Origin of the sequence: Bdellovibrio sp. NC01 (assembly GCF_006874625.1) — a bacterium.
Taxonomy (GTDB): Bacteria; Bdellovibrionota; Bdellovibrionia; order Bdellovibrionales; family Bdellovibrionaceae; genus Bdellovibrio.
Genome location: NZ_CP030034.1, coordinates 2,316,578 through 2,331,882, shown reverse-complemented (window position 1 = coordinate 2,331,882; position 15,305 = coordinate 2,316,578). Strand labels below are relative to the sequence as shown.

Genomic DNA, 15,305 nt, shown 5'->3' with positions numbered 1-15,305 from the left:
GCCCTTTCGATAGGGTCTATTTTTTCTCAAGCAAACTTCTTAACATCCACGCTGTTTTTTCGTGAACTTGAAGTCTTTGCGTTAATAAATCGGCTGTTGGTTCGTCGCTGGCTTTTTCAACAACGTCGAACAACTCACGAGCTGTGCGTGCTACAGTTTCTTGGCCCACAACAAGTGTTTCAATCATTTTTGTCGCGTTGATTTTGCCACCTGGAACATCTTTGATCGAAGAAAGTTTTGCGAACTCTGAATAAGTGCCTGGAGCATAGTGCCCCAAAGCACGAATACGCTCGGCAATCAAATCGACTGCTAAAGCCAATTCGTTGTATTGAGTTTCAAACATCAAGTGCAGAGTTTGGAACATGGGACCTTCCACGTTCCAGTGGAAGTTATGAGTTTGAAGGTAAAGAGAATACGTGTCTGCCAAAAGTTTTGATAAACCGTGAGCAATGTCTTTTCTATCTTTGTCGCTGATACCGATATTGATTTTCATGCAGCCTCCTAAAGTCGCAGATAAAATCTTAGACTAAAGAGGCTGTTGTTTGAAATTTAAATTTTACTAGGGGCCAGTTTCTGACCCTAAAGTGTGCGGACAAGGTTCGACCGTTAGAGTCAAAACTCGGGAGTTAAAGCGTGCAAGTCAAAATTTTAGACTCTTGGCGGTTGCGATAGTTGTCTTCGATATATTTGATGCCAATAGGCGCGTGACCTTCAGGCACTTCTTCCTCTGTTTTTAAAAGAATCAAAGAAGCCGCACCTGTTTTAGTCGTGACGAGACCTTGGAAATAGTCGTGATTAAAACGCACCAAGCCTTTTTCGATATTCACGACAGGTGGGTGACCAACTTTCCACTCTTTGGCGGCAACAGTTTGGCCATCAAATTGAATTCCTGAAACTGGAAGACGTTCGTTCAACGGGTGAGGTTGATTGTTTTCAAAGTACTCTTCACCAACTGTGAAAGAGCAAGCTTTACCGTTTTGGTCTTTACCAGTGAAAGTGCCGGCTTGTACGTGAGCGAAAGAAACAGATGAAGCAAAAAGAATTGCCAATGCGAATACTGATTTCATGAATCCTCCAATGTGTGCGCAGAAGATTCCTTGAGTGCACTTAAGATGGCAAAGAAATCCGCGATTTTTTCGCGGAAGACAGATAAATGAAAATCGGTTGAAACCAAGCTGACTTTTGTGCGCCGCTCTTGGGTATTTTTTATTGGCAGGCCATGTATTTCTAATTACAACGGCCCCATGAAAACGCTGGTGAGTATCTTAACATTTTTGAGTCTGAGTTCGGCCCATGCCATCGTTGGTGGTCGCCCCGTTACTGACGGATCGTTTCGCCAAAGTGTTGCACTGGTTTTTAAGAACTCCGCTTCAGAGTCGCAAGGCGAAGCTTATTGTAGCGGCACCTTGTTGAATGCAAAATATGTGATCACGGCGGCTCACTGTCTGGTGCTGGGTGCAAAACAATTCAAACTCACGACAGACGAATTTCAAAAGCGCACGTGGATTTATGTGGGTGATTCGCAGGTGGAGTCCACTCGACCTTTGTTGCCGGCGCAATTTCAAACGGTGCGTTTCTTTATGCCTCCACAGAACGATTCTATTTTTAGTGACCTGGCAGTGCTGGAATTAAATGAAGCTGTTGATTTGCAACATTATCAGATTCAAATAGCGCCGCTTGCGGTGGCGGATAAATCAATGATCGGTCGTGAATTGATTCACGTGGGTTATGGTATGACTGATAACCAAGGGCCTAAAGGAACAAAGTCCTTGATGTCATTACCACTGCGCAGTTTGAACGGATACGATGGTTTGCAAGTCGGGGAATATCAGCGCTCTGGTCCCAGTGCCTGTCACGGTGATTCGGGTGGCAGTGCTTATTTGATTGATCAAGACGGTGTGCTGAAATTTATCGGAGTGGAAAACGCGATTTCAAATCATCCGTGTGGAACCGCTGCAACTTATTTTGTGCCGATCACTGCGCAGATTTTGCAGTGGCTCGGCACAATCACGAAAATTTAAAAGTATTACTTAACAGCTTCAAGAGCTGCGATGTTGATCTTTTTCATTGTCATCATCACATCGAAAGCGCGCTTGGCCAGTGCGCGATCTGAACTTGTTGTTAGGTCCAACAAAATTCTTGGCGTGATCTGCCACGAAAAGCCCCAGCGATCTTTGCACCAGCCACATTCACTTTCTTGACCGCCATTATTGACGATCGCATTCCAGTAGCGATCCGTTTCTTCTTGGTTTTCAGTGATGATCATAAAGCTGACGGATTCGTTCGGTTTGAAAATAGGCCCGCCATTCAGTCCTACGAATTTGCGACCTAGCACCGTGAATTCAACTGTCAGCTCGACACCTTCTTTACCGTCGGGAAAATCACCAGGAGCAAGATTGACTTGGCCCACGCTGCTGTTGGGAAAAGTATTGGCGTAAAATTTTGCGGCTTTGCTTGCTTCGCCGTGGTCGAACCACACACATGTTACTAATTCAGTCATAGTGGAACTCCTTGAAGAGTGGGGAATTTATTTCTTTAAATTGTAATCGAGAATTAAGACCCCTTTGGGCGTCGTTTTAGATTTGATCAGTTCCAAATCTTGTTTCGCACTGTTTTCGCGGAATAGTTTTTTACCCGTACCCAAAACAAGCGGGTAGAGCATCAAAATATATTGATCGATCAGTTTTTCACGCATCAACGTTTGAATCAGATCACCACTGCCAAACATGTAGATATCTTTGCCGGGCTCGGTCTTGAGTTTTGCAATTGCTTTAGCAGTATCACCTTCTAGCAGTGTTGAATTCTCCCATTCAACCGCGGGCAAAGTTTTTGAAGCGACATATTTGGGAATCTTATTCATGAACTCGCCAAAGACGGGAATATCACGACCGACAGTGGGCCAGTAGCCAGCAAAGATGTCATAGGTCTTCCGCCCGATTAACAGGGCTCCGGCTTGTTGCATTTCTTCAGCAACACGGTCATCGTCATCACCAAAGAACGGCAACTGCCAACCGCCATAGGGAAAGCCGTTTTCGGGATCTTCTTCTTTGGCGCCGGGGGCTTGCATAACTCCATCAAGAGTCAGAAACGAAATCACAATAAGTTTGCGCATGAATCCTCCATGACTGGCGTTATCTGAAGGATTTATTATTCAACGATATTTTAGCAAAGAAAAATTAAATATCTCTGAAGAATACAGATTAAGACGCTAGATGGAAAAGCGTTGTCTTAAGCGGCTTTGCATTTGGTTTAGAATTTCGTCGTAATCGCCATGATCTTTGATAACCATGTGGGCGTGTTCTTTAGAAGGTTCGACGAATTCGTTGTGCATGGGGCGAACCTGCAGTTCAAATTGTTTGCGCACACCTTCAGGAGTTCTGCCGCGTTCTTTGACATCGCGATTCAGGCGACGCTCAAAACGTAAGCTTTCTGAAGTATCAAAGAAGATCGCTTCATCAAGTTCGGCACGGACTTCGTGAGAATGAAGAATCAAGATGCCGTCGACGATAATGACTTTGGTTGGTTTGCCCAGCAAAGTTTCTTTTTTGCGCGAGTGGGTGACAAAGTCATATATCGGGATCGCTAAAGGCACGCCGGATTTCAGTAAATTCAAGCCTTGCGCAAGCAATGAAAAGTCTAAACTGCTCGGATGATCAAAATTCACCGAACCACCATCGCCATCAAACTTTGCAGATTGATCGATATAGTAATTATCTTGATAAATGATCGAGCAGTTTTCTTCTCCAAGTTGTTTTTGGAGTGCTTTCGCGAAGTATGTTTTACCGGAACCACTGCCGCCAGCGACACCGATGATATGTGGTCTTTGCATCAAGCCTACCTCGTTTGGAACAAGCGATCGCCAGCGTCTCCTAGACCCGGCACTAGATAACCCATTTCATTCATCTCATTTTCTACGTTGATCGTGTAAAGCTCAACATCAGGATGATAGTGATAAATTTTTTCCAAACCTGAGGCACTGACCAGGATGCTGATCACTTTGATTCGGCCTACGCCATATGCTTTTAAACGGTCAATGGCCGCTAAAATCGTATCTGCCGTCGCAATTAAAGGGTCACAAAGCAAGATCTCTTTGCCTTTTACGTCATGGGGCATTTTGAAATAGTACTCAACGGTGTTGTGTATGAATTTATCTCGGTAAATGCCAATAAAGCCCGTGCTGGCGAAAGGGAGCATCGAAAGAGCGGCATCGAGCATCCCGTTACCGGCACGCATGATCGAAACCACCACCGGCGGATTTACGATGCGTTCAGCCTTTGCAGAAGTGATCGGAGTTTCAATCTGAACTTCTTCAAGGTGAACCCAGTCTTTCATGGCTTCATAAACAAGAATTTTTGAAACTTCTTTTACAAGTTCGCGGAATTCGTGGGAATAAGTTGTACGATCACGTAGGTATCCTAATTTGTGTTTCAAAAGAGGATGATTAATGACGAAAGTATTTTTATTCATAAAATAATTCTCCAGTGAAATTAGAAGACAGTGCCGTCACTTTGAATTTTTAACGGAGGCGAACCATCGGGACGTAAGCTTTTTGCGGCTTTTCTTCCAGCCCACCAAGTGCCACCTTCTAAAACTTTTGCCAACGGGAAGTCAGCTGCGGTTTTGTTTAAGTGTTTTTGCACTTGTTGACCGATTCGATCCAACAAACTGACCGTCAGTCCACGCCATTCAATAACAAGTTCAGATTCGGGATGATGTGCTTGCTCTGCCATTTTTGGATCTTTTAAAGAGATCAAACCACAGTCTAACAACAATCCACCATTGCGATATTCCGCAAGTCCCGTCAGTTGTTCAACGTGAGTCAACGTGAAGCCCGCTTCCATCAAAGGCTCCATCAACGAATAAGTCATCCACTGTGAAAGTTTATGAAAGGCTGCAAGACCACCTGGAACCTTCGAGTATTTCCAAATGTCACCTAAGTTCACGCCATCCACCTGTAAACGACCTGGCCAGATATCTCCAAGGCCATCTAGAACTGCACGCAAAAGTTGTGGACCTGTGACGGTCATACCATAGCGAGTTTTTAAATAATCGGCGATGCTTCCAGGGCGACCTAACGGGAACAGCTCTGGCTTATTGGCAACGGTTTCACCCAGATTGCGCAGAAGACTTAAACGACCTTCAAGACCGATAAGGGGATTTTGTGGAGTCACTTGAAACGCTTGGGCCAATGTTTCAAGTTTCAGATTTTTTAAACCTTGAGCCGTCGCACGCAGTGGTTTTTCTTCTTTATGCGATAACTGACCATTCATGAAAAGATAAAAGCTTGCAACACCCAAGCCTTCAGAGCGTTGAATGCTTTGCCCAGTGCTTTCCTCTTTATAAGCCCACACAGTTCCAGCACCTGCATCCAGCAACACCGAAGTGATGACCAGATCAAGCTTGATACGTGCACGCTCCATGGGTTCTAGGTCTTTGATTTTATCTTCCAGGATGGCGGTGCGATCCAGGCCGCCCGCACGGAAGTGACCCCAACGTGAGTGAAACGGAATTTCTAAAGTTGGGTAATTTTCGCGAATCACCTCAACAACATAATTCACCAGATGATCGAATTTTTCTGGATGATAGTTGAAGTGAGTTTCGCCTTGTTCAGTCAGCTTTAAAATATGCCCGGCACTATGGCGAATGGCTTCCGGTGATAATAAAAAATCTATGTCTTGTGCAGAATAGTTATTCATCGATAGGTCTTCCTGTTACAAGGGCCAATTCTTCTTTGGATTTTTTGTCGCCTGGGTTGAAATAACCAGCCGCTTTTTTAGCTTCGATTTCGACCTGAGCATCCGGCGGAATAAGATCGGCAGGAATTGAAATGCGATTCACCACTTCAATGCCGCTTTTTACGATGGCATCGTATTTCATGTTGCTCATTGAATGCAGATTGTGAATTTTTGTGATGCCAAAGAATTGTAAGATGTCGGGCATTAATTCTTGGAAGCGAGCATCTTCAACACCAGCAACACATTCTGTGCGGTGGAAGTAAGTCGCTGCCGAATCGCCGCCTTCTTGGCGTTTACGAGCATTGTAAACCAAAAATTTGGTGACTTCGCCTAAAGCGCGACCTTCTTTGCGGTAATAAGCAATCAGACCGACGCCACCGCGTTGTGCGGTGCGAGCCGCATCTTCGATACCGTAAATCAAATAAGGACGGCATGTACAAATATCAGAACCAAAAACATCGGAACCGTTGCATTCGTCATGCACACGACAAGTCAGTTCCACATCAGGGTTCGATAAATCTTTGACGTCACCGAAAACATAGACCGTCGTACTACCAATAGGCGGCAGCATCACTTTCAGATCGGGTCTTGTGACAAGCTCTGGGAACATGCCACCAGTTTCTTGAAATAGAATTTTACGAAGATCACCTTCGTCGACACGCAAGCGTTTGGCGATGCCAGGCAAATACCACACGGGTTCAATTGCGATCTTTGTCACTTTGATGTCGTGATTTTCAGTGACGATTTTTCCGTCCACTTTCAGGCGGCCGGCATCGATAGCACTTTGAATTTCTGGAATTTGCAGACGCGCTTGAGTCACCGCAATCGTCGGGCGCACGTCATAGCCTGCATCATAATATTTCTTAAAGTGAATCGGAACGTCGAAGCCCCATGGATCTAAAGAAACAATTTTGTCTTGATCATACCAAGACGGGAACGGACCGATTTCAACCGGACTTTCCGTGTTATGTAAATCCGGTTTGTGTGAAGTTGAATATCTTCCTTGTGCAATTGAAAGCGCACGATACACGGCATAGCTACCACTGTGTGTTCCAATGGCATTGCGTTTTTTCGTATCGGTCAACGAACCCACAATGGGTCCACGCTTCAAGGGATCTTTTTCGCCCCATTGAATTGGAAGGCTGTCTTGAAATATCTGACTTGAATGCGAAGTCAAAATGACATGTGCGGATCTTTTGTGTTCACTCATAATATATCCTTGTGAATTATGACATCCAGTTACTGTCTTGTTGCTTTTCCCACTTCATCGTTACTTTTTTCATGTTCGACCAGAAATCCAAAGAGTGGTGACCTGTGATGTCGCCTTGACCGAATTTGGATTCACGAATGCCACCAAAACCAAACGGTTCTCGTGGTACTGGAACGCCGACGTTGACTCCGACCATGCCTGCCGAGGCGTTCTGAATAACTTTTTCAGCAAGTGCCCCGTTGGAAGTGAAGACCGAACAGGCATTGCCATAAGGATTGCTGTTTTCGATTTTCATCGCTTCAGAAATATCTTTGCAGCGAATAATACTTAACACCGGACCAAAGAGTTCGAGTTGTGCCACTTCGCTGTTGGCTGCGACATTGTCTAAGATTGTCGGCCCCATCCAGAAACCCTTTTCATGTCCCACGGGAACGGTGGCCTTGCGCCCATCAACAAGGATTTTGGCTCCTTGTTGTTCGGCCTTCGTGATAGCATTGTGTAAAAATTCAACTTGGGCTTTCGAGATAATCGCACCCATATCTTTACCAAGTTCCAACGACTTTGCGCGCTCGATAATTTTTTGAATATGTTTGTCGACGTCACCAACAGCTAAAAGCACGGCGGCTGCCATACAACGTTGACCGGCACACCCTGTAAAGGAATCACTGATTCCAGGACCTGCTAATTCTGGGTTGGCATCAGGCAATAAGACGATATGATTTTTTGCGCCACCTAATGCCAGAACGCGTTTTCCTAATTTTGTTCCGCGATCAAAAACCGCGCGGGCCACTTTTGTTGATCCGACAAAGGCGACGGCTTTAACATCCTTATGGTCAATCAAAGCTTCAACCGTTCCTTGCCCACCTTGCAGAACTTGGAAAAGTCCGTCAGGAAGACCGGCCTCTTTTAAAGCGGCCGCGATACGCATTGAAGTCAGGGGAGTTTTATCTGACGGTTTCCAAATATAAGCGTTCCCCAATGCCAAAGCTATAGGGATGGTCCACATAGGAACCATAGCTGGGAAGTTAAAAGGAGTGATGCTTGTGACGACGCCCAGTGGTTCGCGGCGATACTCGCAGCTGACTCCGCGGGATACTTCCATCTTGCCACCCATGTCCATATTTTGCAGAGCGGTCGCGAATTCTAAAACTTCGATACCTTTTAGAAGGCCTGCTTTTCCTTCAGCGAAAGTTTTTCCTGATTCAGAAGATTTTAAGTGTGCAATTTCATCAAGATCGCGAACTAAAATTTCGCGGAAGTTAAATAGAATTTTAGTGCGTTCTTTCAAAGGAACTTCAGCCCACAGTTTTTGTGCGATTGAAGCTTCACGCACGGCTTGGTCAACATCTTCCGCTGTGGATTCATGAAATTCACCGATGACGTTGCCGTTATAAGGGCTCGTCACTTGGCGCTTGGAACCATGCGCAGGAGCAAATTTTCCTGACACAAAATTCAAACAAGGAATGGGGCTGACTGGAATTTTAACGCTCATAGATCCTCTGTTAATTTTTTTTGAAAAAGAAAAAACAGTATTTATACTCTAGTGAGCTTGCCAATATAAAAACGAAACGAGATCTCATCTGTAATGTTCAGCCGGGAGAATCGCTTGAATTTTGACGTGAGTGCTTGCGGATTAAATTTGTTGAGCGATTGTCTGCGTGTTGCCTAGGAGCTTTGATGAGCAAAGATTATAACGAATCAGTAGCATTTCATTATTCGCAATATCGCCCACCTTTACATGCGATGATTTTATCCAAAGCGATAGAGCAAAATGGACATTTTGATCTTGGCCTTGATATAGGGTGTGGAACCGGAAAATCATCAAAGGCCTTGAAGTTATTTTGCAAAGAAGTGATTGGAATAGATCCCAGTCAAACCATGATCGACAACGCGGAAAAACTTCCTTCGGTGACTTACATTTGTGGGAACGAAGAAAGTCTCGCGCAGTTTAAAAATCAACAATTTGCGATCGTCACTTTTGCAGGTTCGCTCTTTTACTGTAAAAATGAAAAGCTACGATCTGAACTTAAAAGAATCAGTCGCGATAACGGATTGATTGTTATTTATGATTTTGAAGTAAGGGCGAGCGAATTTTTATCCGCCATTGGATTGAACCTCAGTAAAATCGAGTCGTCAGGCTACGATCATGAAGTGAACATATCTGACTGGCCAGAGTTCAAAGAAGAAATCGTTCGTAAGGAGCAAATTATTCTGTCGCCTTCTGCAAAGGAGTTGGCTCATTTTATTTTGGCTCATTCCACTTGGACTGACGAGTTGGCGATGCAATTTAAAGATCACGATCCTTTTGATAAGCTTGTCAGCTACTTAAAGTCTCAGGGAAGCGAATTCGAATTGCCGGTGAATATCTTTTATTCTCGATACAAGGTGAACTAGGGCGGAGAGTTGCGATTTGGAAAGTGGTGCGCCGGGGGGGACTTGAACCCCCACGCTTGCGCATACGCCCCTCAAACGTACGTGTCTACCAATTCCACCACCGGCGCGCACCGCAAAGAAACCAGATAAATAAATCTGATAGAGGGAATAAATACTTAAGCATTTTGACCCCTCAGAGTCAAATAAACGCATTGCCGCGGCTTTTCACCGAACTAGACCTTCTTTTGCCCACATTTTTAGCAAAAGTTTTTAACCCCAACTGACAACTCTTTGGTCAATACAACAAGAGCACGGACGCTCTTACAACGGAAGCAAGAAGAGCTAGGATGGCGCTTCAAGCAACCGAGGCCAAGGAAGGCCGATTCAAGGAGAAGTTTTTTTAACTAGATTACTCCGACGAAGTCGGAGTGCTAACGATAGGGAAGGGAGTGAGCGATGACTGAATTACATGACGTAGCGATGTTCTGCCTCTTCTACTCTGGTGTTGTGATGTACTCGTTGTGGCTCACCATTGGGAGAAGACCCGCAAAAGCTGTAGCACGCAATAAACGTTAGAATTTTAATTTAGATAATTTAGTTTGGTGATTGATAGAGGGTTTGGTGGTTCCCCTCTACAGTCCGGGGGAGCGATGAGCTCCCCCATTTTTTTTGATAAATACAGAAAACGAAAAACTAGTAAAGTTCTACGTTGTTTTGAACAGGGTAAAGTCCTTGAGCACGTGCCTCTTCAGGAGTGATGTCGAATGCAGGGTTTGCACTGTTCGTCATTGTGCAAGTCACGTCGACATTGGCGTTACCAACAGACGTCGCCGCATCTAAAGTTCCATCATAAGTTTTTGTGCGCGCATTGAAGTTCGCATTCAATTTGCCAGAGCCGTCGGCACCTTCGCCAATCGCGCGAATGTAACGTCCTTCTTGGATGTCACTTGAAGTCGCTTGCATTGTGCCCGTGTATTTAGATCCGCCATTCACCTTAACGATGATATCGCTCGCGATCTGATTTCCAGAAGTTGTCGTGTCAGCTGTGATCTTATAGAAGAAATAAGTTCCTTCGCAGTGAAGTTTCGCGGCCTGTGACATGCTACCAATTAACAAAGATGCACTCGTGATGATTAAGAATTTCATGTTGTCCCTCCAATGGATAACTATAAAATCTTAAACTCATCACAATACCGAGTGCAACGCCTATTAGTGTTAATACTCAAGAGATCCTGGACCCTCTACTGCAGAGAGTACAGCAAGAAACGATCGTAAGTGGCGCGAACGAATAATCCTGCCGACGTCCAAATCATCAAACCAAAGGCATTGATATCATTGATCGTGATTTTAGAAGCGATTGAATAATTGTTATCTGGTTCGAGCACCAGATACTGACCCGTCATTGAAGTCGTCACAGCTAAACAAGCCAATTTCCCATCGCGCAACGGCTGAATACCGCCAGCTGGGTAAATAAGAATCAATCCTGCCGCGGTATTTTGTGCAGCCGACGAAATAACCTGGTGAGTTCCGTCAAGATCGCGCACGTGCAGAGAATAATCAGCAATGTCGAGATAATAAATTTTCGTACCAATGATCTGCGGGCCAAAGACCCCACCTGTGACATTGAATGAAGCATCGCTGCGACTTAACGTCGTATCAAGTGTGCCATCGAGTGTGACTGCATAAAGAGTGGTGCCGTCGTCATACCAGATGCGATCTTGTGAATCGATACCCATAAATTGCGGAATCATCGCAACAGAAGGCATGAATAACGATTTGGTATCTTCTAAGACGCCAGTCGTGGAATATTTTTTCAATATAATAGTGACTTGGGTTGTATTGCCAAGATCGTAGTTGTAACCGCTAGCAACGATTTTACCAGTTGAAGTGGCTGCCAGCGAATGGATGGCCCAATAGTTGATGTTTGTATCGTCGACTGAAAAGCTGCGCAAGTATGTGCCATCTTTGGTGTAGACTTTGACACGCTTATTGCCATTGTCATCGATATAAACATTTTCAGAGCTGTCTAAGGCCATCACACCGACACCAGAGCTCGAGTTAAAATCATTTACGCCACTGCCTGAAGAATCTAGACTCGTAACATATTGAAAGGCTCCGGATGAATATTCCCAGCGTTCGGCTAAACCCGTGGCACGATAGGCATTGTTCATGACAACAAATGTTTGGCCGTCGGGTGATATCGCAAGATATGTCACGCGCAGAGTGCGTGAACTGTTCGAGTGAATTGCACTTAACAAAGACGGCGTACCACTTGAAACGTCGTAAATGGCAATGCCGCGAGTGGTGCCACCATTGGTATAGTCATTCGGGTCGCCCAAGCCAGTGACATACATTTTTCCTGAAGCATCAAAGGTCACGTCGATAAAGGACTCGATGGCGCCACCTGTCAGGTCGTGAATTTGCACGAGTGTGCCATCAATGTGGTATTGATAAATATAATTGGGATAATTATTGGAAAGAGCCCAGATATCTTTTGTCACTGGATTTTGTGAAAAGATCTTGAGTGTTGTGTTTTGGGCTGCACCAATAGATCGGATGTAATTGCCATTCAGATCATAAAGGTCAATCGTTGTCGGATCGACGGAGCCATAGACTGTGGCCCCGGTGTTAAAATTGGCCGACATCATGCCGTCGCTGTTATCAGCGAATTTAACGGGCTTTAAATCCCAAACGCCGTTTTCAAGTTGATGACCCGCAGTCAGTGGCAATTGCGAAATCGCGCCAGCGGCAGTTACTTTCAGAATTCCATTTGGAACGGGTTGGCTCCAGTCGATGGAACTACCGATATAATAATCACCACTCGGAGTTTTAAAAAATGGATTAGGGCCCGCAACCCAGCGACGATAAGTGTTGAAGTCGATCGGAATTGTATTAAGAGTTGCGCCGGTGGCGTCGAAAGTGATGATGCCGCCATCGCCAATCATGGTGAAGTTCTTTGCATTATCAACAAAACCTTTTCCGTTACCAGTACCTTGCGCCCAAGCGCCGACCCATTTGTTTTTACCAAGCGTCTTAGCCAGAGAAAGAGTGTAGTTCCCCGTTGGAATATATGTCGCGGGTCCCGAAGTAACTTGCGTTGAGGAAGGAAGTTTGGCGCTTGAACTGAATAAACTCACGTCCAGCGCGCAAGCTGTTAGAAACAAACTCGAAAATAGTGCGATTACGTTCAGTAAATTCCGAAGCATCATGGTCCTCTTATGAATACTTGTCGGAATTTTAACAACAGGGCATAAGTGTCGTTTGTATCAGAATGAGATCAAGAAATCTGGAACGGTAGTGCAATTGTTCGAAATGCTAAGACCTTACAAGTGGATGAGTGTCTAAGCAGTCATGGAACGCAAAATTGTGTGAGCGCTATTTAATAAAATTAAACACGTTTAAATCTAATTCTTAGACGGGAATTAAGAATCTCGGGCATGAGTGTTGGGCGTGCTATCCAAGCAAACTTTCTAAAACTTTGCTTAATTCTTTGGTGCTTTGATTCAAGCAAAACTCAATGCGGACCAGGTGTTCACGCCGGCCGTGTTCATCCCACAGTACGAAGTTTTTTTCTATCGCTCCAAATAATTCCCCTAGTGGACGAAGCCCTAAGCTTAGACAAGAGGCGCGCAAGCGATGTGCTTCTTCTTGCGCCTCAAAAAGTTTTTCTTGTTCGTTAAGTTTTTGTATTCTTTCAAAATCCTGAAAGATCGTTTTGAAAAAATAGTCGCTGACGGATTTCATAAGTTCCATCTCTCCGCCATCGAGTTCGCGCAATCGCAGAAGATCTTCGACTGTGACTAACAGTTCTGGATCATGCATCACAAACTCGCACTTCCGGGATGAGGTGGCAATGGTGGGGGAGGTTCATTGATACGGACCGTGTCTTTAAAGCCAGCGGCCAAGTGAGAACTGTCGCACAAGGGTTTTGACTTTGAATTTCCGCAACGACACAGGCGGGCGCTTTCAGTGCGCAGAACCACGCGTCCGGTGCCAGTGCATAATTCAAGGTTTCCCGAAACAGAAAGGGGACCATCGGTGATACGATCGAGTTTTAAGACACCACCACGATTCTGTAATTCAGTGGCATCGACTGTTTCGGGCTCGCCGCTAGCTTTGAAGTTACAAGCAACGTGGGCGGCATCACAGAAGGGTTTGTTTTGTGATTGACCACAACGACAGAGTGTTGCGCGATAACCGATTTTTTTGCCATCGATCTCCATATCACCAAGAACGGCGTAAGGTCCGTTTTCACGTAAACGCAAAACATTGACCGCAGGTGCAGTTTCATCATGCAGATCTTTTGATTTACTTTTGTATTTCAAAGCTCCTGACGGACATTGGCGAATGACTGAAGCCAATTCGTCGGCATTGGCTTTTTCAGGCAAAATCCATTTTCCGGGAGTGTTCGCTAAAAAGACTCCGGGTAATTGTGTGACACAATGGCGCGCGTGCATACATTTTTTGCCTTCAAAAGAAACGGCAATTGCTGGCGAGTCTGCGATCTCGATGGGATTTGCTTTGCTAGACTCCGCGACCGCAGCTAAAGACGTGGCATTGCTGGTTCCAGTTTTTTGAAGAGCTTTGTCGTCATTCGTTCCAGAAATTTTTTGCGCGCGTTGATAGATTTCTTTGATTTGACCTTGTGTGCTTTCAAGCTGATCGAGGCATGCTTGAATGTGCGGGTTGTTGGCTTTCTGGCGTTTTAATTCTTCGCTCAGTCGTGTGATGGCGTCTTTAATTTGATCAATGCGTTCGTTCATAATCACCATCTCGCCACTGGGTGACAGTGGTGATAAGGATCTAGCCATAGCAAAACTCATCCCGGCATTGCAGTTGTTGTTTGGTGAGGCCGGCAGGTGTGTGAGTAGTTCCCCCACAGTCGCCATCGCGTGCATAAGGGCATAGGCAATACCCAGCATTTCTTTTTTCTCGACGTTGCTGCGATTTTCGATGGCATAAATTTGGATCAAAGTTTTTAACATGAAAATGTAAAGCGCGTTTGCGACATCCATGAATTGCGCAGCCAACGGTTCATCAACAAACACACGATTGCCAAGCTCAACCGGTTTACGCATGATCGGATTGCGAGCCACGGGACGTGATGGTTCAAAATTGGGATTCTTCGCCAGTAATTCCGCATATTCAGTTTTGATTGCATTAAAGCGCGCAAAGTGAGAGCCCGCTTCTTCCGTCGCTCCTTCGCCTTGTCTGATGATTGTGTCTAAAGCTTGAAAGGCTGTGGCTTTGTCTTTAATGATGAGCAGTCCTGGCAACGGCGAATCCAATGGACCGATTTGCTGTGCAGGATTTCCACAGAACAATTGCTGCTCACCTAGTTTTTCGCACAGCTGAGAAATGCATTCATGTAAAGTGTCGTACAAATCACCGACAGTATCGTAATCTCCAGTGTGCGCCATCAAAGTGTGTTGGGGAGCTTGGCGGCTATACTGTTTGTTTGGAACGAAGGTTTCGCCATCGTGCACTTCTAGTGATCGCGGGCGTTCTAAAAAAATAAAATGATCCAGTGTACTCATGTCAAAGCGTGCAAGCTCGACCACGATGTTTGCGGGATACATCCCGGGATAAGCGGGAAAGTTAGGGCGCGAAAAATGGGGAGTTGAGCCCATCGACACAAAAAGATTCGATACCAGCGAAAGATGAGTCATTTCTTCCAGGGCAATTCCCAAAATCACCCGGCGCCAACGATCGACAGCGGCGAGTTCTTCTTTGGTCAGGCCTTCGTCTTCTGAGCGTTTTAATCCCAACATGGCATACAAGTATAAGCACATGAAGTTGTGCTCAAGTTCGGCCGCTTCTGCCAAAGTCGAGAAAAGTTGGACTCGCGATTCAATCACAATACTAGAACTCGCCATATGAAATCCCTCTGTCGAAATTTTCCGAGATGCTGTGGGGATGTTCAATATGCGATAAAGCAAATAGGCAAGTTGAAGCCGCGTCCCTTATCATAACAGTGGCAGGAGAAA

The 15,305-nt window shown here is 45.2% G+C and carries 15 protein-coding genes and 1 tRNA gene; 2 read left to right on the top strand and 14 right to left on the bottom strand.

Annotated features, from left to right (window positions below; genetic code table 11):
• Window positions 1–16: 16 nt before the first annotated feature.
• The gene (locus DOE51_RS11195; RefSeq protein ID WP_142696654.1) at window positions 17–493 is read right to left on the bottom strand and encodes a Dps family protein; all 477 of its coding nucleotides are present in this window, start codon (window positions 491–493) and stop codon (window positions 17–19) included.
• A gap of 133 nt (window positions 494–626) precedes the next feature.
• Complete coding sequence (locus DOE51_RS11190) at window positions 627–1,067, bottom strand: hypothetical protein (RefSeq protein ID WP_142696652.1); 441 nt, start codon at window positions 1,065–1,067, stop codon at window positions 627–629.
• 177 nt (window positions 1,068–1,244) lie between these two features.
• On the opposite strand from DOE51_RS11190, the gene DOE51_RS11185 reads away from it, so the two are divergent.
• On the top strand, window positions 1,245–2,021 hold the full coding sequence (locus DOE51_RS11185; RefSeq protein ID WP_142696651.1) for a trypsin-like serine protease: 777 nt from the start codon (window positions 1,245–1,247) through the stop codon (window positions 2,019–2,021).
• A 5-nt stretch (window positions 2,022–2,026) separates the two neighbouring features.
• Here the strand turns inward: DOE51_RS11185 and DOE51_RS11180 are convergent, their stop codons facing one another.
• The 7 genes from DOE51_RS11180 to mmsA all read right to left on the bottom strand — a co-directional run bounded on the left by DOE51_RS11180 (window position 2,027) and on the right by mmsA (window position 8,437).
• Window positions 2,027–2,500 (bottom strand): VOC family protein, encoded by a 474-nt coding sequence (locus DOE51_RS11180; RefSeq protein ID WP_142696650.1) that lies wholly within the window; start codon window positions 2,498–2,500, stop codon window positions 2,027–2,029.
• Between the two features lie 27 nt (window positions 2,501–2,527).
• Entirely contained in the window at window positions 2,528–3,112 is a 585-nt protein-coding gene (locus tag DOE51_RS11175) for a dihydrofolate reductase family protein (RefSeq protein WP_142696648.1), read from the bottom strand.
• A gap of 96 nt (window positions 3,113–3,208) precedes the next feature.
• Window positions 3,209–3,829, bottom strand: coding sequence for a uridine kinase (gene udk, locus DOE51_RS11170; protein ID WP_142696647.1), 621 nt, complete (start codon window positions 3,827–3,829; stop codon window positions 3,209–3,211).
• 5 nt (window positions 3,830–3,834) lie between these two features.
• Window positions 3,835–4,467 (bottom strand): uracil phosphoribosyltransferase, encoded by a 633-nt coding sequence (gene upp, locus DOE51_RS11165; protein WP_142696645.1) that lies wholly within the window; start codon window positions 4,465–4,467, stop codon window positions 3,835–3,837.
• A gap of 20 nt (window positions 4,468–4,487) precedes the next feature.
• Window positions 4,488–5,696, bottom strand: coding sequence for a URC4/urg3 family protein (locus tag DOE51_RS11160; protein ID WP_142696644.1), 1,209 nt, complete (start codon window positions 5,694–5,696; stop codon window positions 4,488–4,490).
• Complete coding sequence (locus DOE51_RS11155) at window positions 5,689–6,945, bottom strand: GTP cyclohydrolase II (RefSeq protein WP_142696643.1); 1,257 nt, start codon at window positions 6,943–6,945, stop codon at window positions 5,689–5,691. The genes DOE51_RS11160 and DOE51_RS11155 overlap by 8 nt, the downstream gene beginning before the upstream one ends.
• 16 nt (window positions 6,946–6,961) lie before the next feature.
• Complete coding sequence (gene mmsA / locus DOE51_RS11150) at window positions 6,962–8,437, bottom strand: CoA-acylating methylmalonate-semialdehyde dehydrogenase (protein ID WP_142696642.1); 1,476 nt, start codon at window positions 8,435–8,437, stop codon at window positions 6,962–6,964.
• 185 nt (window positions 8,438–8,622) lie between these two features.
• Between mmsA and DOE51_RS11145 the strand changes: the two genes are divergently transcribed.
• Entirely contained in the window at window positions 8,623–9,339 is a 717-nt protein-coding gene (locus DOE51_RS11145) for a class I SAM-dependent methyltransferase (RefSeq protein WP_142696640.1), read from the top strand.
• 24 nt (window positions 9,340–9,363) lie between these two features.
• Here DOE51_RS11145 and DOE51_RS11140 read toward each other — a convergent pair.
• The 5 genes from DOE51_RS11140 to DOE51_RS11120 form a co-directional block, all read right to left on the bottom strand.
• A tRNA-Leu gene (locus DOE51_RS11140) sits at window positions 9,364–9,446 on the bottom strand.
• Between the two features lie 565 nt (window positions 9,447–10,011).
• Window positions 10,012–10,464 carry a hypothetical protein gene (locus tag DOE51_RS11135; protein WP_142696639.1) on the bottom strand — a complete coding sequence of 151 codons (453 nt, stop codon included), beginning with the start codon at window positions 10,462–10,464 and terminating at the stop codon, window positions 10,012–10,014.
• Window positions 10,465–10,559: 95 nt separating this feature from the next.
• Entirely contained in the window at window positions 10,560–12,455 is a 1,896-nt protein-coding gene (locus tag DOE51_RS11130; RefSeq protein WP_142696638.1) for a hypothetical protein, read from the bottom strand.
• 316 nt (window positions 12,456–12,771) lie between these two features.
• Complete coding sequence (locus DOE51_RS11125) at window positions 12,772–13,095, bottom strand: Hpt domain-containing protein (protein ID WP_210415523.1); 324 nt, start codon at window positions 13,093–13,095, stop codon at window positions 12,772–12,774.
• 44 nt (window positions 13,096–13,139) lie between these two features.
• Window positions 13,140–15,194, bottom strand: a complete 2,055-nt coding sequence (locus DOE51_RS11120) for a ferritin-like domain-containing protein (RefSeq protein ID WP_142696636.1) — start codon at window positions 15,192–15,194, stop codon at window positions 13,140–13,142.
• Window positions 15,195–15,305 lie beyond the last annotated feature (111 nt).

Bases quoted from the DNA above. Each gene is read 5' to 3' on its own strand.
- DOE51_RS11160 (WP_142696644.1), bottom strand. From the start codon at position 5,696: ATGAATAACTATTCTGCACAAGACATAGATTTTTTATTATCACCGGAA.
- DOE51_RS11135 (WP_142696639.1), bottom strand. From the start codon at position 10,464: ATGAAATTCTTAATCATCACGAGTGCATCTTTGTTAATTGGTAGCATG.
- DOE51_RS11180 (WP_142696650.1), bottom strand. From the start codon at position 2,500: ATGACTGAATTAGTAACATGTGTGTGGTTCGACCACGGCGAAGCAAGC.
- DOE51_RS11185 (WP_142696651.1), top strand. From the start codon at position 1,245: ATGAAAACGCTGGTGAGTATCTTAACATTTTTGAGTCTGAGTTCGGCC.
- DOE51_RS11120 (WP_142696636.1), bottom strand. From the start codon at position 15,194: ATGGCGAGTTCTAGTATTGTGATTGAATCGCGAGTCCAACTTTTCTCG.
- DOE51_RS11175 (WP_142696648.1), bottom strand. From the start codon at position 3,112: ATGCGCAAACTTATTGTGATTTCGTTTCTGACTCTTGATGGAGTTATG.
- udk (WP_142696647.1), bottom strand. From the start codon at position 3,829: ATGCAAAGACCACATATCATCGGTGTCGCTGGCGGCAGTGGTTCCGGT.
- DOE51_RS11195 (WP_142696654.1), bottom strand. From the start codon at position 493: ATGAAAATCAATATCGGTATCAGCGACAAAGATAGAAAAGACATTGCT.
- mmsA (WP_142696642.1), bottom strand. From the start codon at position 8,437: ATGAGCGTTAAAATTCCAGTCAGCCCCATTCCTTGTTTGAATTTTGTG.
- DOE51_RS11145 (WP_142696640.1), top strand. From the start codon at position 8,623: ATGAGCAAAGATTATAACGAATCAGTAGCATTTCATTATTCGCAATAT.
- DOE51_RS11155 (WP_142696643.1), bottom strand. From the start codon at position 6,945: ATGAGTGAACACAAAAGATCCGCACATGTCATTTTGACTTCGCATTCA.
- DOE51_RS11190 (WP_142696652.1), bottom strand. From the start codon at position 1,067: ATGAAATCAGTATTCGCATTGGCAATTCTTTTTGCTTCATCTGTTTCT.
- upp (WP_142696645.1), bottom strand. From the start codon at position 4,467: ATGAATAAAAATACTTTCGTCATTAATCATCCTCTTTTGAAACACAAA.